We start from the raw sequence: 19306 nt of genomic DNA on the forward strand, positions 1-19306 counted from the left end.
AGCTGTTGATCATTGGCCCCATGGTCAGCTGCGCCACTGAAACCGGTCAATGGGACGGCGAATATGGCGGTAGACGGATGACCGCTGTGTTGCCTTGACCGCGCTGTCGCGGAGCGGCCAAGAACGGCAGCAATCGCTGCAAACCGGCGAGTCACCCTCAGCACACAAAGGACGCCAAAACGTTGTGTCCACCTGTTCATCGCCTGGTTCTGTCGGCCTGAATCAATCAGTCAGATGAGCCTTTTTTCCAACCACGGCCAAGTTCATCTTGCGGAGCTGATCGACAAAGTGACCGAGCGAAGGAGTTCGAGCGCCGGGCACCTTGGCCAGATCGTCGTAGCGACGCAATCGAACGGCCGCCTGAGCGTGCGGGTTCTTCATGAATCGGTCGGCCTGCTCCGCATCAAATGCACCCCCTTGCAGTTGCAGGCTGCGCACGGAGGCTGGTGACAGCGTGTCTAGGTAAGTTGGATCGATGTGGCACAAATACCGTTTGGCATCGACGTGCAGACGGATCGGCTCCAGCACGTCATCGTCGAAGGTGGCGCGCAGGAATGGCAAGGCGATGTACTGGTGCAGGTCGTCGCGTGGGGCCTCCGCTCCACCGGCATCAACGCCTTCGCCTCTCAGCATGTGCCCCAGGTCGTGCAGCAGGGCGGCGGCCATGGTCGGGGCCGACTCACCCGCCGCCTCGGCCAGGTGGGCGCATTGCAGCGCATGGTCGAGCTGGCTGACGGGCTCGCCGCCGTATTGCGCGGCGCCTTTGCGCAGAAGCAGTTCGCCAATCTCGTCAATGGTCATGCTCATGGGCCCACCTACACCGCGATTTTCCGGATGCGGGCCGAGACCACGTCGATCGCGCTCACGGTGAGCACGATGATGATCATCACGGCGCAGGTCTCGGGGTACTGGAAGCCGCGGATGATCTCCCACAGCACCACACCGATGCCACCGGCACCCACCATGCCCACCACCGACGCCGAACGCACATTGGCTTCGAAGCGGTACAGCGTGTACGAGATCCACAGCGGCATCACCTGCGGGATCACGCCGTACACGATCTCGTGCAGGGCGCTGGCGCCGGTGGAACGGATGCCTTCAACCGGCTGGGGATCGATCGCTTCGACCGCCTCGGAGAACAGCTTGGCCAGCGTGCCGGCGGTGTGTATCCACAAGGCCAGCACGCCCGCAAACGGCCCCAGGCCCACCGCCACGACGAACAGCATGGCGAACACCATTTCGTTGATGGCGCGAAACGAATCGAGCAGGCGGCGCACCGGCTGGTACACCCACCACGGCACGATGTTGCTGGAGGCCAGCAGCGACAAGGGGATGGCCGTGACCACCGCCAGGGCCGTGCCCCAGAGCGCGATCTGCAGGGTGATCACCATTTCGGTGACGTAGATGCGCCAGTCCGAGAAGTTGGGCGGGAAAAACTCGGCCGCGTAGGTCGCCATGTTTCCCGAATCGCGCCACAGCGCCAGGGGGCGCATGTCGGCGCCGTTCCACGACGCGGCCAGCAGTGCCAGCAGTGCACCCCACGACACGTACCAGGCCAGGCCGTGCCTGGGCGCGGCGGTCTGCGCCAAGGCTTGCCATTTGGGGTGGGTCAGGGTGTTCATGGGTGCAGCCGGCGTTGGTCAGTTCAAGGCAGAGAGCTGCTGGTCGATGGCGGCGATCTGGGCCTTCTTCTCGGCGTCGCTCAAGTTGCCATCGGACTCGATCTTGTTGCGCTTGCCAAACAGGTCGAGCTGGCGGATCGGGATCAGCTGGTCGTTGCTCGACGCCTTGAAGCCCGAGAGCTTGGAGAGCTGCATCACGATGGCTTTTTCGCGCGCATCGGTCTTGGCGTAGTTGACGAAGAAGGTCTTGATCTTCTGCTTGGTGGCCTCGGGCACGCCCTTGTTCAGCACCAGCGGGTCCAGCGGAATCAGGGGTGAGGTCCAGATGATGCGGATGGCCTGGGCCTTCTCGGGCTGGCGCTCCTGGATCTTGCCCATCGTTTCGCTGTTGGTCACGGCCACGTCAACCTGCTTGTTGGCCACGGCCAGGGCATTGGTTTCGTGGTTGGCGCTGCGCACGGTCTTGAAGTGCGTCTTGGCGTCGATCTTGTTCTTGGCGAAGACGTAGTAACCCGGCACAAGGAAACCGCTGGTGGAGTTCGGGTCACCGTTGCCGAAGCTCAGTGACTTGCCGTTCTTGAGCACGTCGTCCAGCGAGGTGAGCGGGCTGTCCTTGTTCACCACGAAGTGCGAGTAGTAGCCCTGGGTGCCATCGGCGTTGACCATCTGGGCGAACACCTCGCCGTTGGCGCGGTCCACGGCCTCCATGGCCGACTTGTTGCCCAGCCAGGCCACCTGCACCTTGTTGAAGCGCATGCCTTCGATGATGCCGGCGTAGTCGGGTGCGAAGAAGGCCTTGACCTTCAGCCCGGTCTGCTTTTCCATGTCGTCCAGCAAGGGCTGCCAATCGGCCTTGAGGTTCTGGGTGGATTCGGTCGAGATGATCCCGAAGTTGATGTCCTGGGCATGTGCCAGGGTGAAGGTGAGGCCGGCGGCGAGCGCGACCAGGGCGCGTTGGATCATGGATGGCTCCAGTAAGTCAGCAGGGAAGGATGGGAAGGGACGAAGGAAGGCGCCGTTCAGGCGGCCTGGGGAATCGGTTGCACCCACGTGGAGGCAGGTGCCGTGGGCAGGCGCGTCACGCCGGTGTGCACGCTTTCGCTGCCGTTCAGGATCTCGTCGGCCTGCATGCCGTAGAGATCGCGCAGCAGGGCGGTGGTGAGCTGGGCGGAGGGGCCGTCGAACACCACACGGCCTTGGTGCAGTGCCACGGTGCGGTTGCAGAAGCGCCGCGCCATGTCCACCTGATGCAGCGAGACCACCACCGTGCAACCGTCTTCGCGGCAGATGCGCGAGAGGATCTCCATCACGTTGCGCGAAGACTCCGGGTCGAGCGAGGCAATCGGTTCGTCGGCCAGCACCACGCGGGCGCCCTGCACCAGGGTGCGCGCGATGGCGGCGCGCTGCTGCTGCCCGCCCGACAGCGTGGAGGCCCGCTGCGCATGGCAGTCGGCAATGCCCACGCGGTCCAGTGCTTCCAGCGCCAGCGCGCGCTCCCGCACAGTGAAGATGCGCGTGACGGCGCGCCACCAGGGCATCTGGTGCAGGCGGCCCACCAGCACATTGACGAGCACGGGCAGGCGGTCGACCAGGTTGAACTGCTGGAACACGAAGCCGACGCCCGCACGCGTGCGCCGCACGTCACGCTGGATCTGGCCGCCGAGTTGCACGCAGTGGCCGTTGACCTCGATGCACGAGTCACCACCCGCGTCAGACGGCATCAGGCCGGCAATGTGGCGCAGCAGGGTGGACTTGCCCGAGCCGGAGGCGCCGATCAAGGCCACCATCTCGCCCTGCCCGATCTCCAGGTTGATGTTGCGCAAGGCGTGTTTGCCGTTGCCGAAGTGCTTGTCAAGGTTGCGGATTCGCAGGCTCATGTCGCTACCACTCCAAAGAGATGTCTATACAAGCGAGTGTCGGACGCTGCTGTGACAGTTTCTTGACGCACCAAAGACGTTTTCGCGGCACGGGATCAAAGGACGCGCTGGCCTTCGCGCCAGACCGCGCGCACCACCCCGTGCTGCGAACCGTCGGGCAGGTCCACCAGCCGCACCTGGATCAGGTCGGCGCGCAGGCCGTCCTGCAGCGCGCCCCGGTCCTGCAGGCCGGTGGCGCGTGCCGGGTTCAGCGACACCATGGCAATGGCCTCGGGCAGCGTGGCCAGACCATCGCGCACCAGCCGCAGCGCAGCGCCCAGCAGGCTGGCGGGCACGTAGTCGCTGGAGAGGATGTCCAGCAGGCCCTGGCGTGCGAGTTCGGCCGCGGCCACGTTGCCCGAGTGGGAGCCACCGCGCACCACGTTGGGTCCGCCCATCACGGTCAACAAGCCCCGTTCGTGCGCGGCCCGCGCGGCGGTGACGGTGGTCGGAAACTCGGACATGCTCGCGCCCTCGGCATGGGCTTGTTCCACATGGCCTTCGGTGGTGTCGTCGTGGCTGGCCAGGGCAATGCCGTTGTCGCGGCAGTGGTCCACGAACCACGCGCGGTGCGGCTCCACGTAACGCGCCTGCAGCTCGGCCGACAGGGCCAGCTGGCGTTCGAACTTCTCGTCGCTCCAGCCTTTCTTGCCGGTGAAATAGGTGCGGGCCTGTTCGATGTCTTCCCACTGGCGCTGCCCGGGCGTGTGGTCCATGAGCGAGATGAGCGACAGCCGCTCGTGGCCATGAAAGGGCTCGAACAGTTCGATGGTGTTGGGCGCGGGCAATTCGCACCGCACATGCAGGTGGTGATCGGCGCGCAACAGGCCCGCCTGGCCCGCGTGGTCGATGGTGTCGAGCACGGCGTGCCAGGTGCTGCCGCGCAGGCTCTCGGGATCGGCATCGCCCACGCCCAGCGCGTCGAACACCGTGGTGATGCCGGCGGCGGCCAGCTCGGCGTCGTGCGCGATCAACGCGGGCAGCGTGGCCCACTGCACCTTGGGGCGCGGCATGAGATGGCGCTCGAAGTTGTCGGTGTGCATCTCCACCAGGCCGGGCATGAGGTAGTCACCCTCACAGTCGATGGCCGAGGCCATCGTTACATCCGAGTCGATGGCGTCGATCCGCCCGTCTTTCACGGTCAGGCTGCCCAGCATCACCTGGTCGGGCAGCACCAGCCGGGCATTGCGGAATGCGGTGCTCATGCCGTTTTCCTGAAACTGGCCACGTTGACGCGGCGGGTGGCCACGGCATCGCCCACGGCGCGGTCGTGAAAGATGCCGATGACGGCCGACCCGGCTTGCACCGCTTCTCGGATGAGGTCGATCACGGTGGCGGTGTTGGCGGCGTCCAGCGACGCGGTGGGCTCGTCCAGCAGCAGCAGCGGGCGCTGGCGGATCATGTTGCGGGCGATGTTCACGCGCTGCTGTTCGCCGCCTGAAAACGTGGCCGGTGGCAGCGACCACAAGGGCTCGGGGATGCGCAAGCGCGCGAGCCAGTGGCGCGCCGTGGCCCGCGCGGTTTCCTGGGGCACACCCGCTTCGACCAGCGGTTCGGCCACCACGTCGAGCGCGGGCACGCGCGGGATCACGCGCAGGAACTGGCTCACATAGCCCACGGTGTCGCGGCGGATGCGCACCAGCGATCTCGCCTCGGCCGCGGTCACGTCCAGCTCGGGCTCGCCGGGCGGGCGCAACAGGATGCGCCCCGCGCTGGCGAGGTAGTTGGCGTAGATGAGCTTGAGCAAGGTGCTCTTGCCCTGCCCCGACGGCCCGTCCAGCACCACGCATTCCCCGGCGGTCACGCGCAGGTCGACCGCGTCGAGCACATGCAGTTCGGTGCCCTGCTGGTGGTGCAGCGTGAAGGTCTTGCTCACGCCGCGAAGTTCAAGCATGGGTTCGGTGGAGGTGTTCATGGCTGCAGGACGGAAGAAACGAGGAGCTGGGTGTAGGGGTGCTGGGGATCGTCCAGCACCTGGTCGGTGAGGCCGGTCTCGACGATGCGTCCGCGCTGCATCACGACCATGCGGTGCGCCAGCAGGCGCGCCACGGCCAGGTCGTGCGTGACGATCACCACCGCCAGCTGCATCTGCTGGCTGAGCTGGCGCAGCAGATCCAGCAGGCGCGCCTGCACCGACACGTCCAGGCCCGAGGTGGGCTCGTCCATGAACACCAGCCGCGGATGCGTGACGAGATTGCGCGCGATCTGCAGGCGCTGGCGCATGCCGCCGGAGAAGGTGCGGGGCGTGTCGTCGATGCGCGCGGGATCGATCTCCACGCGGGACAACCAGTCCATGGCGGTGCTCCGAAGCCGTCCGTAGTGCCGCTCGCCCAGACCCATGAGGCGCTCGCCCACGTTGGCGCCGGCCGAGACGTCCATGCGCAGGCCTTCGGCCGGGTTCTGGTGCACGAAGCCCCAATCGGTGCGCGCCAGCAGCCGCTGCTGCGCTTCGCTCAGGCGGTGCACGTCGTGCATGAGCCCGTCGCGCGCGAGGAACTCCACCGTGCCGCTGGAGGGCCGGTTGCGTGCGGCCATGGCGTTGAGCAACGTGGTCTTGCCCGAACCCGACTCGCCCACCACGGCCAGCACTTCGCCGGGCCACAGATCGAACGAGGCGTCTTGCAAGGCCACACGCGGGCCGTAATGCTGGCCGACCTGGCGCACACGCAGCAGCGGCAGGCTCGAGGCCACAGGAGGAAGGGTTGTCATGAGAGGTCCTGGTGGGTGTCGCGGTCGGCGCGCCGCTCCTGGCAGTGGTCCGAGTCCGAGCACACGTGCATGCGCTCGCCGCTGTCGCTGGTGATGATCTCGTCGAGGAAGGAGTCGGTGGCGCCGCAGAACGCGCAGGCGGTGTCCCACGTCTGCACGTCGAACGGGTGGTCGTCGAACGCCAGGCTCTCGACCGGCGTGTAGGGCGGCACCGCGTAGATGCGTTTCTCGCGACCGGCGCCGAAGAGCTGCAGCGCCGGGTTCATGTGCAGCTTGGGGTTGTCGAACTTGGGGATGGGCGACGGCGCCATGAGGTAGCGCCCGTTGACCATCACCGGGTAGTCGTAGGTGGTGGCGATGTGGCCGTGGCGCGCGATGTCTTCGTAGAGCTTGACGTGCATGAGCCCGTACTCGGCCAGCGCGTGCAGGGTGCGCGTCTCGGTGGCCCGAGGCTCCAGCCGCTGCATGGGCTCGGGCACCGGCACCTGGTACACCATGATCTGGCCCTCGGCCAGCGGTGTCTCGGGAATGCGGTGGCGGGTCTGGATGACGGTGGCCTGGCGCGTGCGCGTGGTGGTGGCCACGCCCGCGGTGCGCTGGAAGAAGCGGCGGATGTTGACCGCGTTGACGGTGTCGTCCGAGCCCTGGTCGATCACCTTGAGCGTGTCGCTCGGACCAATGACGGCGGCCGTGACCTGAATGCCACCCGTGCCCCAGCCGTAGGGCAGCGGCATCTCGCGCGAGCCGAAGGGCACCTGGTGCCCCGGAATCGCCACCGCCTTCAGGATGGCGCGGCGGATCATGCGCTTGGTGCGCTCGTCCAGGTAGGCGAAGTTCACCCCCGCTTCGGTGGAGGCCTCGGCCTGCGCCACCGCGCTGAAGGTGGAAGGGTCCATGGGCGCGTTCATGTGGGGGTCTCCTCGGGGCGGGGTGCACGGGTCAGTGCTTCGGCGCGCATCTGGCGCACCAGCGCCAGCTCGGACTGGAAGTCAACGTAGTGCGGCAGCTTCAGGTGCTGGACAAAGCCCGACGCTTCCAGGCTGTCGCTGTGCGAGAGCACGAACTCGGGCATCTGCGCCGGCGACTCAACCATTTCACCGAGCTCTTCCGCGCGCAGCGCCCGGTCGACCAGGCTCATGGCCATGGCCTTGCGCTCGCTGTGGCCAAAGGCCAGGCCGTAGCCGCGCGTGAAGGTGGGTGGCTCGCTGGCGCTGCCGGCGAACTGGTTGACCATCTCGCATTCGGTGATTTCCAGATCGCCGATGGAGATCGCAAAGCCCAGCTCTTCGGGCTCCACCACCAGCTCCACCTGGCCCACGCGCAGCTCGCCCACGAACGGGTGCGAGTGCGCGTAGCCCCGCTGGGTCGAATAGGCCATGGCGAGCAGGAAGCCTTCGTCGCCGCGCGCCAGGTTCTGCAGGCGCGTGGCCCGGTCGGCGGGGAAGCGCAGCGGTTCGCGCGTGAGGTCGCGCGGCATCGGGTCGCCCGCTGGCGGCGGGCTGCGCTCGATCAGGCCTTCCTGGTTCAGCAGGTCGACCACGCGGGGCACGGCAGTGCTGGGCACTGCTGCCGGCTCGGCGGCGGCGGGCGGCACGCCGCCTTCGGCCAGCAGCGCAAAGTCGAGCAGGCGCTGCGTGTAATCGTAGGTGGGGCCCAGCAGTTGCCCGCCGGGCAGGTCCTTGAAGGTGGCCGAAATGCGCCGCTCCAGCTGCATGCGCGTGGTGTCCAGCGGGCGGGTGGTGCCCAGGCGGGGCAGGGTCGCGCGGTAGGCGCGCAGCAGAAAGATGGCTTCCACCAGATCACCGCTGGCCTGCTTGATGGCCAGCGCAGCGAGCTCGGGGTCGTACACCGAGCCTTCGGTCATCACGCGGTCCACGGCCAGCTTGAGCTGCGAGCGGATCTGCGCAACGTCCAGCTCGGCCAGACCCGGGTCGCCCCGGCGCTGGCGGTCGAGCAGCCGGTAGCTGTTGAGGATGGCGGTTTCCCCGCCCTTGACGGCAACGTACATGCTCAGGCCTCCATTGCCGATTCGGCGTTGATGCAGGCCGTGCGCGGCAGGCCGCAGACCTCGGTGTGGGTGGCGAGGTACACATCGACCCCGCGCGGAAAGGCTGCGTGGTTGGCGGCCCACTGCGCCACGAAACCCGCCGGCAGGCCACGGACTTCAAGCTTCTGTGTGGACTGGATGCCCGGCCCGCTCAGGCGCAGGTGTTCACCGCCCTCGAACGCCGGCACATCCATCACCAGCGTGGCCGAGCCTTGCGGGTCGGCATCGCTGCCTGGCGCGAGCGTGGCCAGATCGGGCACGGCATCGCCCTCTGCCACCCACACAAAGTCCGCCTGGCCCACTGAATCAACGCGGCGGCAGCCGGTGTGAAAGCGCAGCCACGCCGCCGTGGGTGAGCCGGCCAGGGTGGGCGAGAGCCAGAGCGTGCAATCGGCATCGAGCAAGGCCAGCAGCAACACGGCGGCGGCACGATGACCGAGCTCGGGGCACTCGGCCTCGATGGGCATGGTCATGGGCCGGCCGGGATGGGACAGCGCGTGCAGCGCCACGCGAAACACCGCCTGGCTGCCCAGGGCTTCGCTGGAGAAGCCGGCCCGCATGTCTTGAAGGGTGTCGGTGTTCATGCGTCTTCCTCTGCATCGGCGCCGCCATCGGATTCGCGGACCATGGTGAAAAAATCGACCCGGGTGCTCTGCGCGCGCGCCGAGCGTTCGGCCGCCAACTGGCGCAGGTGCTGGCGCACCGGTTCGAGCAGGCGCGCATCGAGTTCGTCGGTGTGCGCGGGGTCTTGCAGCAGCGCGTCGGCCACGGCGGCCAGGGTGCAGCGCCGTGCGTCGCGCCCCGTCACCCAGGCCACGCCGGCGTGGGCGCCCTCCAGCCGCAAGGCGCAGCGGGTGACGGTGATCTCGCCCAGGTTGAAGCGCTCGGCGGTGCCCCCCACGCGGCCCTGCACCATCATCAAACCGGTCTCGGGCCGGCGCAGCCAGTGAACACCGGGGCCGAGGTGGGAGGCCACCGAGCTCTCCAGCAGCTCCAGCGGCGCGCGCGCCAGCAGGGCCATCCAGTCGGGGCGTGGCAGCGGCCGGTTGGGGCCGCTGTTGTCAAAAGCGTGAAACATCGTGGTGTTACCCTGTCACTTGTATAGACAACTTGTCGAACACCGCCAGCGTAGACGGATCACATGTAGCTTTCATGACAAACCAACTCACAACCACCATCGAGACCGGCGAACATTTCTGGACACAGATCGCCAACGAGATCGCCCAGGCGATCGGCCAGGGCGTGTACCCACCGGGCGAGCGCCTGCCCTCCGAACACTCGCTGGCCGAGCGCTTCGGGGTGAACCGCCACACCATCCGCCGCTCGCTGGCAGCGCTGGTGCAGCGCGGCCTGGTGCGCGCCGAGCAGGGCAGCGGCACCTATGTCGAAGACTTCGCGGTCGACCTGGCGATCGGCAAACGCACGCGGCACCGGCAGAACCTGGCCCAGGCCGGTTTGCGTGGTGGCCTGGTGGTGCTGCACGACGAACGCACGCGCGCCACGGCCGACCAGGCGCGCGCGCTGCAGGTGCCCGCGCGCAGTCCGCTGCTGCACCTGCTGGTGCTGGGCGAAGGTGCGGGCCAGCCGCTGCACGTGAGCGACCGGTACTTCCCCCTGCCCCGCTTTCAGGGGCTGGCCGAGGTCGTGCGCGAGACCGGATCGATCACCGCGGCCTTCACCACACTCGGGGTGAACGACTACATCCGCCACGAGAGCCGCATCAGCGCCCGGCTGCCGGATGCGCGCATTGCCGGCCATCTGCGCCAGGGCACGGCGCGGCCGTCGCTCTACGTCACCAAGGTCAACACAGACATGCAGGGCCTGCCGATCGAATACGCCGAGACCTGGTTCGCCGGTGATCGGGTCACGCTGACGGTGAACCACGATGGCGAATGAACAACCGCACCGGGTAGCGCTGTACTGGGCGCCCCGGCCTGAGAGCGCGCTGTGGCAGGCAGGCTGCCAATGGCTGGGCCGAGATGCGGCCACCGGCAAGCTATTGCCCCAACCGGCTATCGACGGCATCACCACCGAGGTCTTCGAGGCGCTCACGGCCGAGCCGCGCCGCTACGGCTGGCACGCCACATTGAAGCCCCCCTTTCGGCTGCGCGAAGGCACCGGCCTGCTGGACCTGGACCAGGCCGTGCAGACGCTCGCAGGCCAGTTCAAGGCGGGCACCCTGCCGGCGCTGCGGGTGGAGCCCCTGGGCAACTTCCTGGCCCTGCGTCCACAAGGCACGCCGGTGGCGGCCAACGCCCTGGCTGCCGCGTGTGTGGAAGCGCTGCAACCGCTCAGCCGGCCCCTGTCGGCCGAGGATCTGCAGCGCCGCCGACGCGCACCGCTCACCCCGCACCAGGACGCCCTGCTCCAACGCTGGGGCTATCCCTGGGTGTTCGACGAGTTCCGTTTCCATTGTTCACTCACCGGGCCGCTCGATGGGCTGGACGCCGGGTCGCGCGAGGCCTTGATGCAAGCGGCCGGCCACAGGTTCAACCACCTGCCGCCCGAGCCGCTGAACAGCATTGCCATCTTCATCGAGCCCACACCGGGTGCGGATTTCCAACTGCACCGGCACTTGGGGTTGTCCACATGAACCAACGCCTCGTCTACGTGGTGGGCCCATCAGGCGCGGGCAAGGACAGCCTGCTGCAATGGCTGGTGCAACACCCGCCCGCCCACACCCGACTGCACCTCGCCCGGCGCACCGTCACGCGACCGGCCACAGCGGGCGGCGAAGATCACGAAGCCGTGGATGCACCCGCCTTCGCCGCATTGCTTCAGGCCAACGCCTTTGCCCTTCACTGGTCCGCCAACGGCCTGCAGTACGGCATTCGCACAGAGGAGTTCGCGGCGCTGGCCACCGGCGCCTGGGTGCTGGTGAGCGGCTCGCGCGCTCACCTGGCCCTGGCGCAACAGCGCTACCCGGGTTTGAGCGCCGTGCACGTGCACGCCAGTGCCGGCGTGCTGCGCGAGCGCCTGCGTGCGCGCCGGCGCGAGTCGAACGCCGAGGTGGAGGCGCGCCTGCGCCGCGCGCTGGCGTTCGACGCCCCGGCGGACGCCTTCTGCCTCACGAACGACGAGGACCTGGAGAGCGCCGGTCACCGCCTGAAGACCCACCTGTTCTCGCCGGCGGTCGTGCCTGGCGTGACGAACGCTCAAGCTCAGCCAAGTCGGCAGGTAACCTGAAGCCCGCTGTGGTCGCTGGGCGTGATGCCGCGCGCGTCGGGGCGATCGACGCGCAGCACGGTGGCCGCCGCTTCAACACGAACCGTGGCGCGACTGAGTGAGGGCACCACCAGCACGTGATCCAGCACCTGTCCATTCCCCGAAGCATCGAGACTGGTGGGATCGCGGGACTGTCCGGCCAGTTCAAAGCTGTCCTGCAAGTGCCAGGGAGCGCCAGTGAAATCACGCAGCGCAGGCGCATCCAGCGGATCGTTGAAGTCACCACAGACCAGCGTGAGCGATGCCGGCCCGACCTGATTCAGGCGCTCCAACAAGGCTTGCAACTGGCGCTGGCGCAGAGCGTCACCGGCGTCACCGCGCACATGGCTGAGGTGTACGTTCGCCACGGTGACGGGGTGTGCCCCCACCCGCAGCTGGACCACCTGGGCCATGCGGCCGCCGTCGGCCTCGCTCGACGGCAACACCACGTTGTCCACCCGCTCCACCGGCAAGGCGGTCAGCAAGGCCTGGCCAGAAAAGCTGGCCACTTCACGGCCGAGCAACGAGCGCAGCTTGGGCCGGGACAGCGCCTGCACGGCGCGCAAGCCGGTGGCGGCCGCCAGCCGCTTCGCGCTGTCTGCGCTGCCATCCTCAGCGACGAACGCTTCCTGCAAGGCCACCACATCGGGCGCCAGATCGATCACGCCCCGCGTCAACAACCCCATGCGTTGCGTGTAATGCCCGTCGCACTTCCAGCTGTTGAGCGTGAGCAGGCTGAAGCTGACACCACTCAAGGTTCGACCCAGCCCAACGCTTCGGGCATGGAAGTGGCGGTCTTGTGGCGGGGCGCGGCTGGCAGTGCCAAGGGCGCCCCCAGCGCGGCATGCGCCAGACGACCGGCGATCAGGTGCAGGGCCACGCGGGCGGGCATCGCCGCCGGCGGTTCGACCACCAGCACATCGGCACGCTGGCCCACCGCGAGGTGTCCACGGTCGTGCAGGCGCGCCGCGTCCGCGGGGTTGCTGGAGACCAGCGCCCAGGCGTCTTCGAAGCTGCAGGCACCGTCGGCCGCCAGCCGAAACGGGGCCTGCAGCATGGCGGGGTAGTAGTAGTCGGAGGTGAGCACGGTGCACAGACCTTCGGCCACCATGGTGGCAGCGCCCACAGCGTTGCTCTGGTGGCTGCCGCCGCGCACCACATTGGGCGAACCAAACACCACGTGGTTGCCCAGGGCGCGCGCCACACGGGCGGTTTCGCGGTTCTTGGGGAACTCCGAGATGCTGCAGGACAGGCCCTGGTACCAGTGCCGGATGTCGGCGGTCATGTCGTCGTGCGAGGCCTGCGGCACGCCCGCGGCCACCGCCGATGCCGCCAGGCGCTCGATGGACGCAGGCACCTCGCTGGCGCGCGATGCCACACGGTGGGCCAACTGCCTCAGTGCATCGGCACCCAGGCCGGTGCGCTGCAGCACCGTCATGGCCTCCAGCGGCTTGTCCAGCTTTTTCACGATGTCGGCCGTGTGGTCGTTGAAGGCCAGCAGCGCCACCCGGCCTTGCGCCAGCCAGCGCAGGGCGTCGGCCTCGCCGTCGAGATTGAAGGTCTCCTGGCGCAGATGCAGGCGCGTGTCGCAGGCCAGATGCGCTTGCGCCGACTCCAGCGCCTCCATCAGCGCCACCAGGCTGTCGCGGCTGCGCAAGCCGGGCTCCCACGAATGGGTCACGCCATGGAAGGCGGTGGAAATGCCGTTGGCCACGAGCTGCCGGTCGGTGTCGGCCAGGGCGATGTACATGTCGAAGTGCACACCGGGGCGGGGCATGAGCTGGCGCTCGAAGGCGTCACCGTGCAGATCGATCATGCCCGGCAGCACCAGACGCCCACCGGCTTCCAGCACCGGGTGACCCCTTGTGCCATCGGCGATGTCCGTGATCACACCGTCCTCGATCAGCACGACAGCGTCGTCTTCCCACCCGGTGGGCAGCAAGGTCCTGCCACCCACGATCGCCCAGCTTCGTCTGTTCAACATGCTTGCTTCCTGTCTAGACAACTCAAAACCCGAATGGTGGCGGAGCCAGATGACAGAACGACGACGCACGCGCGCAGCACAACGATGTCACGAAAGATTCACGTGCGCTCCACGGGGCTGTCATGCGGCGGGCCGAACCTAGTGAAGTTGTCTAACCAACTTGGAGAAACCCCCCATGAAATCTGTGTTCCGAGCCACCCGCCTGCTGGCCACCCTCACGCTGGGCCTGGCCACAACCCTCGCCGCCAGCGCACAAACCTTGCGCATCGCCGTGACCGACATCGTTGGTCTGGAGAACCTCCAGCGCGAGTACGCACCATTCCAGAAAATCCTGTCCGACAAGTCGGGCATGAAGGTCGAACTGTTTCCCGTGCCCAACCGCACCGCGGCGGTTGAAGCGCTGAACGCGAAGAAGATCGACCTCGTGCTGACCGGCCCGGCCGAGTACGTGGTGTTCAAGAAGCGCACCGACGCCAAACTGGTCGTGGGTTTCAGCCGGCCGGAGTACTACGGATCGGTGGTGACGCTCGTGGGCTCGGGCGTGGACGGCGTGGAGGACCTCAAGGGCAAGAAGGTGGCCCTGGGTGACGTGGGATCCACCTCGCGCCACCTGGCACCCATCCAGGTGCTGGCCGACCTGGGCCTGCAGCCGCAGCGCGACCTGCAGGTGATGCACATCAACCGCAACGTGGCCGTGGAAGCCATGAAGCGCGGTGACGTGGCCGCCATCGGCATCAACCGCACCGACCTGCCCGGCCTGAGCAAGAAGTTTCCCGACGTGGTGTTCAAGGTCATCGCCCGAGGCCGTGACCTGCCCAACGACGTGCTGCTGGCCGGGGCCCACGTGCCCGACGCGGTCGTGAGCAACATGAAGAAGGTGTTCAGCGAGAACAGCGAGGCGCTCATCAGCGCCGTGTTGCTGGGCCCTGACGAAAACCAGAAATTCCGGGGCATGGCCTTCATCCCCACCGTCGCCGACAGCGACTACAACTACGTGCGCAAGATGTACGCCACCATCGGCCAGTCGCAGTTCGCCACCTTCGTGGGGGATTGAATGACACCCGACCTGCTGGTGCGCGGCTTGGGCAAGGCGTTCATCACCGGTGCACCGGTCCTCACCGACATCAGCTTCGCGGTGCCGGCCGGGCAGTCGCTGGCACTGATCGGCTCCAACGGCGCGGGCAAATCCACGCTGCTGCGCTGCTGCATGCACCTGATCGCGCCCGACCAGGGCACGGTGCAACTCTTCGGCGAATCGTTGCACGCGCAATCGGCCAAAAGCCTCAGGGCGCTTCGCGCGCAGGTGGGTTTTGTGTTTCAGAAGCACAACCTGGTGCCTCGCCTGTCGGCGCTGTCCAACGTGCTGCACGGGGCGCTGACCCGCGCGCCCGTCGGCCAGGCCTGGTTCCAGGGCACGGCGCCCCGGCAGTTGCGCGAGGAAGCGATGCATTGCCTGGAACGCGTGGGTCTGGCCGACCATGCGCTGCAGCGGGCCGATCGTCTCTCGGGCGGACAGTCCCAGCGGGTGGCGGTGGCGCGTGCGCTGATGCAACGCCCGCGCTTCCTCGTCGCCGACGAACCGGCGGCCAGCCTGGACCCGGTATCGGGTGACGAGGTGATGGGGCTTTTCGCGAGCCTGGTGGAGCGCGACGGCCTGACCCTTCTGTTCACCTCACACGACCTGAGCCACGCGCTGCGCTACGCAGACCGCGTGATTGCTCTCAACCGCGGTCGCATCGTCAAGGACACCCCGTCCCACCAGACCGATGCGCTCGTCCTCAGACGCCTCTATGACACCCCGACCACCCATGCCGACACACGCACCGCCACAGCGCTTTGAGCGCATGAGCGCAGGCACCTTCGTGGCTTGCGCCGTTGCCGGCGCATTCTTCGTGTGGTCCCTGCAGGGCACGGGTGTCTCGCTCACCGACTTCTTCGAAGGTTTTCCCCAGATGGGGCGCCTGGTGGGCGAGATGCTGCCGCCTTCGACCGCCCGGCTGGAGGCGGTGGGTCGCGCCCTGCTGGAAACCTTCCAGATGGCGCTGGTGGGAACCGTGGTGGGTGTGCTGCTGAGCGTGCCCATCGCGGTGCTGGCCACGCCGCACCTCTCGCCGCACCCGGCCGTGTACCACGCAGCGCGCACGCTCATCGCGTTCTTTCGCACCGTGCCCGATCTGGTGTGGGCGCTGCTCTTCGTGGTGTCCGTGGGACTCGGCCCGTTCGCGGGCACGCTGGCACTCATCGTAGACAAGATCGGGTTCTGCGGCCGCTTCTTCGCCGAGGCCATGGAAGAGGTGGACCGCGGCCCGCAAGAGGCTCTGTCGGCCATGGGCGCGAGCAAGCCCTCGATCATCATGTGCGCGGTGATTCCGGCAGCACTGCCTTCGTTCATCAACACCTCGCTCTTCAGCCTGGAAAAGGCCACGCGCTCCTCGGTCATTCTGGGCCTGGTCGGCGCGGGGGGCATCGGCATCGAGCTCAAGGTCGCGATGGACTTGTTCAGCTACGACGAGGCGGCCACCATCATCCTGGCCATCTTCGCGCTGGTGCTGGTGGTCGAACGCGTCAGCGCCGTGCTGCGCAGGCGCGTGATGTAAGGCTGCTCTGCCATGAATCTGCCACACACGCTCTCTAGCATGGCCTGAGCGTTTCGCCCGCGCAGCGCTCACCCTTCTTCATCCACCCAAGGGGTAACCATGCGACGTTTCATTCTCGGCTGCGTTCTGCTGAGCCTGTCCAGCACCATCCTTGCCGCTTCACCACGGCACAACAAGCACATCCACGAGGTCGAGCGTTCCAACCATGTGCAGCTGGGTCAGCGCCCCTTCTTTCTGGTGGACGACATGTCGGAGAGCCCGCTGAAGCAGCAACTGCAGCAGTGCGCCCGCAAAGGCTATTTCACGGCACGGGACTTCTCCATCGGACACCGCGGGGCCTCCCTGCAGTTCCCGGAACACACGATGGAGTCGTACGTGGCAGCCGCCCGCATGGGCGCCGGCATCGTCGAATGCGATGTGACCTTCACCAAGGACAAGGAACTGGTCTGCCGCCACGCGCAGAACGACCTCCACACCACCACCAACATCCTGGCCACACCGCTGGCCAGCAAATGCACGCAAGCCTTCGTGCCCGCCACACTGGACGCCAGCGGCAACCTGCTGACGCCGGCCACCGCCGAATGCCGCACCAGCGACATCACCCTGGCCGAGTTCAAGACGCTGCGCGGCAAGATGGATGCGTTCAATCCCCGTGCACGCACGGTCGATGAATACCTGGGTGGGACCGCCAACTGGCGCACCGACCTGTATTCGGGCCCGACCAGCGGCACCTTGATGACGCACCAGGAAAGCATCGAGCTGTTCAAGCAGCTGGGCGTGAAGATGACGCCCGAGCTCAAGAGCGCCAGCGTGACCATGCCTTTCGAGGGGTTCACGCAAGAGGCCTACGCGCAAAAGATGATCGACGAATACAAGCGCGCGGGCGTGCATCCCAACCGGGTGTGGGCGCAGTCGTTCGACGTGCGCGACGTGCTGTACTGGGTGCGCAACGAGCGCGCTTTCGGACGCCAGGCGGTGTACCTCGACGACGCCAACACCGTGGCCGATCTTCCCAGCCAGGCCGAGCTGGTGAACTACAAGAGCCAGGGCATCAACATCGTGGCGCCACCGATCTTCGCGCTGCTGAGCGCCGACGCATCGGGCCGGATCGTTCCTTCGCAGCACGCGCGCAACGCCCGCTCGGCCGGCCTGGACATCATCACCTGGTCCCTGGAGCGCTCGGGCCTGCTGGCCGATGGCAACAACGGCTTCTACTACCAGACGTTCGACTCGGCCATCAAGACCGAGGGCGACATGCTGCGCGTGCTCGACGTGCTCGCACGTGACGTGGGTGTCATCGGCGTGTTCTCGGACTGGCCGGCCACGACCACGTTCTACGCCAATTGCGCCAACCAGCGCTAGGAGCCTTGGGCCCCGCCAGCTTTCCTTTCGATGGCGGGGCTGCGCGCTCGTTCAACCGGGCTGATCTTCAGGCTTCAGACCCCGCCCACCTCGGACGCCCCCGATGGCGTCATCGGCGAACTTTCTGGGGGTGGGAACACCCGAAGGGGACAACTCGGCTGACGCGGAGAGTCTGCGCCAGATGTCATCGTAGGTGTCCAGCGTCATCAGCTTCCTGGCGCAGCGAACCACATGCTCGCCTGTGTCGTTTTCAACGGTTTCGTCCCGAGGCTCGTGCAGCGTGACAACGCATTCCCCATGGGGATTGCTGACCATGTCCTCTACCGTGGCGATGTGCGACACATCGACCAGTATTCGGCGCGGGGAATCGGCAAACACGATGTCGCTTTCGCTGATGGTGAGCTCGATGAAGGTTCGCTTCTCCATGGCATTCAGCCCCACAGTGGTCACATGAACGGGTGTCGGCCGCTGGAGGGCATCACCCCTGTGCTGCGGACCGGCGTCCGGCGCCCATCATGACCGACTTCGATCCCGAAGTCATCACGCCCGAAGGGCTGGCGCTCAATGGCCGCGCAGCAGCGCGAGCTCGGCATCGGCAACGTCCATGCGCACCATGCCCTTGGCCACCAGCACCTGGGCCAACCGGTCGATCTCGTCGCCCACGGCGCCGGCCATCATGGCGATGTTCTGCGCGTGCAGGGCCATGTGACCCTTCTGAATGCCGGTGGTGGCCAGCGCCTTGAGCGCCGAAAAGTTCTGCGCCAGGCCCACGGCCGCGATGATGCGGGCCAGCTCCTCGGCGGTGCTCACGCCCAGGATCTTCAGGCCCAGCCGCGCGGTGGGGTGCACCTTGGTCGCCCCGCCCACCAGACCGACCGCCATGGGCAGCTCGATCGTGCCGGCCAGGTCGCCGTTGGCGGTGGCTTCCCAGGCGGTGAGGCTGGCGTAGCGCCCGCTGCGCGCGGCGTAGGCGTGGGCACCGGCCTCCACGGCGCGCGTGTCGTTGCCCGTGGCCAGCACCACGGCGCTCACGCCGTTCATGATGCCCTTGTTGTGCGTGGCGGCGCGGTAGGGGTCGGCGTCGGCGAAGTGGTAGGCCGAGAGCATGGCGTCGCGCACCTCGGCGCCGCCAATGGCCTCCAGCGGCCATACGCAGCGCGCGCGCGCCAGCCGGCGGTCGGCCAGGTTGGAGAGGATGCGCAGGTTGGTGGTGCCCGAGGTCCACTGCGCGATGTGAGGGGCCAGCTTCTCGGCCATGGTGTTGACGGCGTTGGCGCCCATGGCGTCGCGCGTATCCACGATGAGGTGCGTGATCACCATGGCGCCGCCGCGTGTGTCGAGCACGCGCACCTCCAGATCGCGAAAGCCACCACCGAGCTTCACCAACACCGGGTCGCAGGCGTTGCACATGGCGCGGATGTCTTCCAGGCGCTCCAGGATGCGCAGGCGCGCGTGCTGCGGATCGCTCACGCCCGTGAGCTGGATCTGCGCAATCATCTGCGTGCCCGACATCGAGGTGACGAAGCCACCCGCGTCGTAGCTCTGCCGCGCGGCATTGCACACCGCGGCCACCACCGAGGACTCTTCCGTGGCCATGGGCACCAGGCGGTCCCGCCCGTCGATGCGCAGGTTGGTCGCCACGCCCATGGGAATGTTCATGGTGCCGACAAAGTTCTCGATCATGTGGTCGGCGGTCTCGGCCGGCAGGTTGCCGGTCTGGGCCAGCTGGGCCTGGTCTTCGGCACTCAGGCCGGCGAACTGCGCCACGCGCTCGATGCGCTGGGCCACGCCGAGTTTGTGGAAACCGCCGATGCGGCTGGAGGGGTTGAGGGTGCTCATGGTGCGAACCTTGAAAAAGTGTGGAA

General features: G+C 67.3%; 22 protein-coding genes. 7 read left to right on the top strand and 15 right to left on the bottom strand.

All coding sequences use genetic code 11. The features are described 5' to 3' along the window. Positions 1 to 222 precede the first annotated feature (222 nt). The 11 genes from ASE11_RS07550 to phnG all read right to left on the bottom strand — a co-directional run bounded on the left by ASE11_RS07550 (position 223) and on the right by phnG (position 9372). Positions 223 to 807 carry a phosphonate degradation HD-domain oxygenase gene (locus ASE11_RS07550; RefSeq protein ID WP_056268845.1) on the bottom strand — a complete coding sequence of 195 codons (585 nt, stop codon included), beginning with the start codon at positions 805 to 807 and terminating at the stop codon, positions 223 to 225. Between the two features lie 8 nt (positions 808 to 815). Next, positions 816 to 1622, bottom strand: coding sequence for a phosphonate ABC transporter, permease protein PhnE (gene phnE / locus ASE11_RS07555; RefSeq protein ID WP_056268847.1), 807 nt, complete (start codon positions 1620 to 1622; stop codon positions 816 to 818). 18 nt (positions 1623 to 1640) lie between these two features. Continuing rightward, a complete protein-coding gene (gene phnD / locus ASE11_RS07560; protein ID WP_056268849.1) occupies positions 1641 to 2585 on the bottom strand; it encodes a phosphonate ABC transporter substrate-binding protein in 945 nt (314 codons plus the stop codon). A gap of 56 nt (positions 2586 to 2641) precedes the next feature. Beyond that, positions 2642 to 3499, bottom strand: a complete 858-nt coding sequence (gene phnC / locus ASE11_RS07565; RefSeq protein ID WP_056268851.1) for a phosphonate ABC transporter ATP-binding protein — start codon at positions 3497 to 3499, stop codon at positions 2642 to 2644. Between the two features lie 95 nt (positions 3500 to 3594). Beyond that, a complete protein-coding gene (locus ASE11_RS07570) occupies positions 3595 to 4743 on the bottom strand; it encodes an alpha-D-ribose 1-methylphosphonate 5-triphosphate diphosphatase (RefSeq protein ID WP_056268852.1) in 1149 nt (382 codons plus the stop codon). Then, a complete protein-coding gene (gene phnL / locus ASE11_RS07575) occupies positions 4740 to 5453 on the bottom strand; it encodes a phosphonate C-P lyase system protein PhnL (protein WP_056268854.1) in 714 nt (237 codons plus the stop codon). The genes ASE11_RS07570 and phnL overlap by 4 nt, the downstream gene beginning before the upstream one ends. Further along, positions 5450 to 6247, bottom strand: a complete 798-nt coding sequence (phnK, locus tag ASE11_RS07580; RefSeq protein ID WP_056268856.1) for a phosphonate C-P lyase system protein PhnK — start codon at positions 6245 to 6247, stop codon at positions 5450 to 5452. Before phnK ends, phnL begins: the two co-directional genes overlap by 4 nt. Continuing rightward, positions 6244 to 7155 (bottom strand): alpha-D-ribose 1-methylphosphonate 5-phosphate C-P-lyase PhnJ, encoded by a 912-nt coding sequence (locus tag ASE11_RS07585; RefSeq protein WP_056268858.1) that lies wholly within the window; start codon positions 7153 to 7155, stop codon positions 6244 to 6246. The genes phnK and ASE11_RS07585 overlap by 4 nt, the downstream gene beginning before the upstream one ends. Then, entirely contained in the window at positions 7152 to 8255 is a 1104-nt protein-coding gene (locus ASE11_RS07590) for a carbon-phosphorus lyase complex subunit PhnI (protein ID WP_056268861.1), read from the bottom strand. The genes ASE11_RS07585 and ASE11_RS07590 overlap by 4 nt, the downstream gene beginning before the upstream one ends. 2 nt (positions 8256 to 8257) lie before the next feature. Beyond that, positions 8258 to 8878, bottom strand: a complete 621-nt coding sequence (phnH, locus tag ASE11_RS07595; RefSeq protein WP_056268863.1) for a phosphonate C-P lyase system protein PhnH — start codon at positions 8876 to 8878, stop codon at positions 8258 to 8260. Next, complete coding sequence (gene phnG, locus ASE11_RS07600) at positions 8875 to 9372, bottom strand: phosphonate C-P lyase system protein PhnG (RefSeq protein ID WP_056268865.1); 498 nt, start codon at positions 9370 to 9372, stop codon at positions 8875 to 8877. The genes phnH and phnG overlap by 4 nt, the downstream gene beginning before the upstream one ends. A gap of 74 nt (positions 9373 to 9446) precedes the next feature. Between phnG and phnF the strand changes: the two genes are divergently transcribed. From phnF to phnN, 3 genes are read left to right on the top strand one after another with little or no spacing between them, the layout of a single operon-like run. Next, positions 9447 to 10190, top strand: coding sequence for a phosphonate metabolism transcriptional regulator PhnF (phnF, locus tag ASE11_RS07605; RefSeq protein ID WP_156406265.1), 744 nt, complete (start codon positions 9447 to 9449; stop codon positions 10188 to 10190). After that, the gene (locus ASE11_RS07610; protein ID WP_056268869.1) at positions 10180 to 10887 is read left to right on the top strand and encodes a DUF1045 domain-containing protein; all 708 of its coding nucleotides are present in this window, start codon (positions 10180 to 10182) and stop codon (positions 10885 to 10887) included. Before phnF ends, ASE11_RS07610 begins: the two co-directional genes overlap by 11 nt. Beyond that, positions 10884 to 11480 carry a phosphonate metabolism protein/1,5-bisphosphokinase (PRPP-forming) PhnN gene (gene phnN, locus ASE11_RS07615; RefSeq protein ID WP_082585594.1) on the top strand — a complete coding sequence of 199 codons (597 nt, stop codon included), beginning with the start codon at positions 10884 to 10886 and terminating at the stop codon, positions 11478 to 11480. The genes ASE11_RS07610 and phnN overlap by 4 nt, the downstream gene beginning before the upstream one ends. Here the strand turns inward: phnN and ASE11_RS07620 are convergent. Next, positions 11456 to 12253 carry an endonuclease/exonuclease/phosphatase family protein gene (locus ASE11_RS07620; RefSeq protein WP_056268871.1) on the bottom strand — a complete coding sequence of 266 codons (798 nt, stop codon included), beginning with the start codon at positions 12251 to 12253 and terminating at the stop codon, positions 11456 to 11458. The genes phnN and ASE11_RS07620 overlap by 25 nt on opposite strands. Next, a complete protein-coding gene (locus tag ASE11_RS07625) occupies positions 12250 to 13482 on the bottom strand; it encodes an alpha-D-ribose 1-methylphosphonate 5-triphosphate diphosphatase (protein WP_056268873.1) in 1233 nt (410 codons plus the stop codon). Before ASE11_RS07625 ends, ASE11_RS07620 begins: the two co-directional genes overlap by 4 nt. 175 nt (positions 13483 to 13657) lie before the next feature. Between ASE11_RS07625 and ASE11_RS07630 the strand changes: the two genes are divergently transcribed. The 4 genes from ASE11_RS07630 (at position 13658) to ASE11_RS07645 (ending at position 17441) form a co-directional block, all read left to right on the top strand. Beyond that, positions 13658 to 14536: a PhnD/SsuA/transferrin family substrate-binding protein gene (locus ASE11_RS07630; RefSeq protein WP_056268875.1), complete on the top strand. Its 879-nt coding sequence runs from the start codon at positions 13658 to 13660 to the stop codon at positions 14534 to 14536. Further along, positions 14537 to 15322 (top strand): phosphonate ABC transporter ATP-binding protein, encoded by a 786-nt coding sequence (locus ASE11_RS07635; RefSeq protein WP_056268878.1) that lies wholly within the window; start codon positions 14537 to 14539, stop codon positions 15320 to 15322. Beyond that, a complete protein-coding gene (gene phnE / locus ASE11_RS07640) occupies positions 15291 to 16079 on the top strand; it encodes a phosphonate ABC transporter, permease protein PhnE (protein WP_056268880.1) in 789 nt (262 codons plus the stop codon). The genes ASE11_RS07635 and phnE (ASE11_RS07640) overlap by 32 nt, the downstream gene beginning before the upstream one ends. A 99-nt stretch (positions 16080 to 16178) precedes the next feature. Then, positions 16179 to 17441 carry a glycerophosphodiester phosphodiesterase family protein gene (locus ASE11_RS07645; RefSeq protein ID WP_082585596.1) on the top strand — a complete coding sequence of 421 codons (1263 nt, stop codon included), beginning with the start codon at positions 16179 to 16181 and terminating at the stop codon, positions 17439 to 17441. 51 nt (positions 17442 to 17492) lie between these two features. On the opposite strand, the gene ASE11_RS07650 is transcribed toward ASE11_RS07645, so the two are convergent. Beyond that, positions 17493 to 17867, bottom strand: a complete 375-nt coding sequence (locus ASE11_RS07650) for a hypothetical protein (protein ID WP_056268882.1) — start codon at positions 17865 to 17867, stop codon at positions 17493 to 17495. 135 nt (positions 17868 to 18002) lie between these two features. After that, entirely contained in the window at positions 18003 to 19280 is a 1278-nt protein-coding gene (locus ASE11_RS07655) for a hydroxymethylglutaryl-CoA reductase, degradative (RefSeq protein WP_056268884.1), read from the bottom strand. Positions 19281 to 19306: the final 26 nt, after the last annotated feature.

Source organism: Hydrogenophaga sp. Root209, from assembly GCF_001428625.1.
Classification (GTDB): domain Bacteria; phylum Pseudomonadota; class Gammaproteobacteria; order Burkholderiales; family Burkholderiaceae_C; genus Hydrogenophaga.

What these genes read in the sequence shown, in the direction of transcription:
- ASE11_RS07550 (WP_056268845.1), bottom strand. Translation starts at nt 807, where the DNA reads ATGAGCATGACCATTGACGAGATTGGCGAACTGCTTCTGCGCAAAGGC.
- phnE (WP_056268847.1), bottom strand. Translation starts at nt 1,622, where the DNA reads ATGAACACCCTGACCCACCCCAAATGGCAAGCCTTGGCGCAGACCGCC.
- phnD (WP_056268849.1), bottom strand. Translation starts at nt 2,585, where the DNA reads ATGATCCAACGCGCCCTGGTCGCGCTCGCCGCCGGCCTCACCTTCACC.
- phnC (WP_056268851.1), bottom strand. Translation starts at nt 3,499, where the DNA reads ATGAGCCTGCGAATCCGCAACCTTGACAAGCACTTCGGCAACGGCAAA.
- ASE11_RS07570 (WP_056268852.1), bottom strand. Translation starts at nt 4,743, where the DNA reads ATGAGCACCGCATTCCGCAATGCCCGGCTGGTGCTGCCCGACCAGGTG.
- phnL (WP_056268854.1), bottom strand. Translation starts at nt 5,453, where the DNA reads ATGAACACCTCCACCGAACCCATGCTTGAACTTCGCGGCGTGAGCAAG.
- phnK (WP_056268856.1), bottom strand. Translation starts at nt 6,247, where the DNA reads ATGACAACCCTTCCTCCTGTGGCCTCGAGCCTGCCGCTGCTGCGTGTG.
- ASE11_RS07585 (WP_056268858.1), bottom strand. Translation starts at nt 7,155, where the DNA reads ATGAACGCGCCCATGGACCCTTCCACCTTCAGCGCGGTGGCGCAGGCC.
- ASE11_RS07590 (WP_056268861.1), bottom strand. Translation starts at nt 8,255, where the DNA reads ATGTACGTTGCCGTCAAGGGCGGGGAAACCGCCATCCTCAACAGCTAC.
- phnH (WP_056268863.1), bottom strand. Translation starts at nt 8,878, where the DNA reads ATGAACACCGACACCCTTCAAGACATGCGGGCCGGCTTCTCCAGCGAA.
- phnG (WP_056268865.1), bottom strand. Translation starts at nt 9,372, where the DNA reads ATGTTTCACGCTTTTGACAACAGCGGCCCCAACCGGCCGCTGCCACGC.
- phnF (WP_156406265.1), top strand. Translation starts at nt 9,447, where the DNA reads ATGACAAACCAACTCACAACCACCATCGAGACCGGCGAACATTTCTGG.
- ASE11_RS07610 (WP_056268869.1), top strand. Translation starts at nt 10,180, where the DNA reads ATGGCGAATGAACAACCGCACCGGGTAGCGCTGTACTGGGCGCCCCGG.
- phnN (WP_082585594.1), top strand. Translation starts at nt 10,884, where the DNA reads ATGAACCAACGCCTCGTCTACGTGGTGGGCCCATCAGGCGCGGGCAAG.
- ASE11_RS07625 (WP_056268873.1), bottom strand. Translation starts at nt 13,482, where the DNA reads ATGTTGAACAGACGAAGCTGGGCGATCGTGGGTGGCAGGACCTTGCTG.
- ASE11_RS07630 (WP_056268875.1), top strand. Translation starts at nt 13,658, where the DNA reads ATGAAATCTGTGTTCCGAGCCACCCGCCTGCTGGCCACCCTCACGCTG.
- ASE11_RS07635 (WP_056268878.1), top strand. Translation starts at nt 14,537, where the DNA reads ATGACACCCGACCTGCTGGTGCGCGGCTTGGGCAAGGCGTTCATCACC.
- phnE (WP_056268880.1), top strand. Translation starts at nt 15,291, where the DNA reads ATGCCGACACACGCACCGCCACAGCGCTTTGAGCGCATGAGCGCAGGC.
- ASE11_RS07645 (WP_082585596.1), top strand. Translation starts at nt 16,179, where the DNA reads ATGCGACGTTTCATTCTCGGCTGCGTTCTGCTGAGCCTGTCCAGCACC.
- ASE11_RS07650 (WP_056268882.1), bottom strand. Translation starts at nt 17,867, where the DNA reads ATGGAGAAGCGAACCTTCATCGAGCTCACCATCAGCGAAAGCGACATC.
- ASE11_RS07655 (WP_056268884.1), bottom strand. Translation starts at nt 19,280, where the DNA reads ATGAGCACCCTCAACCCCTCCAGCCGCATCGGCGGTTTCCACAAACTC.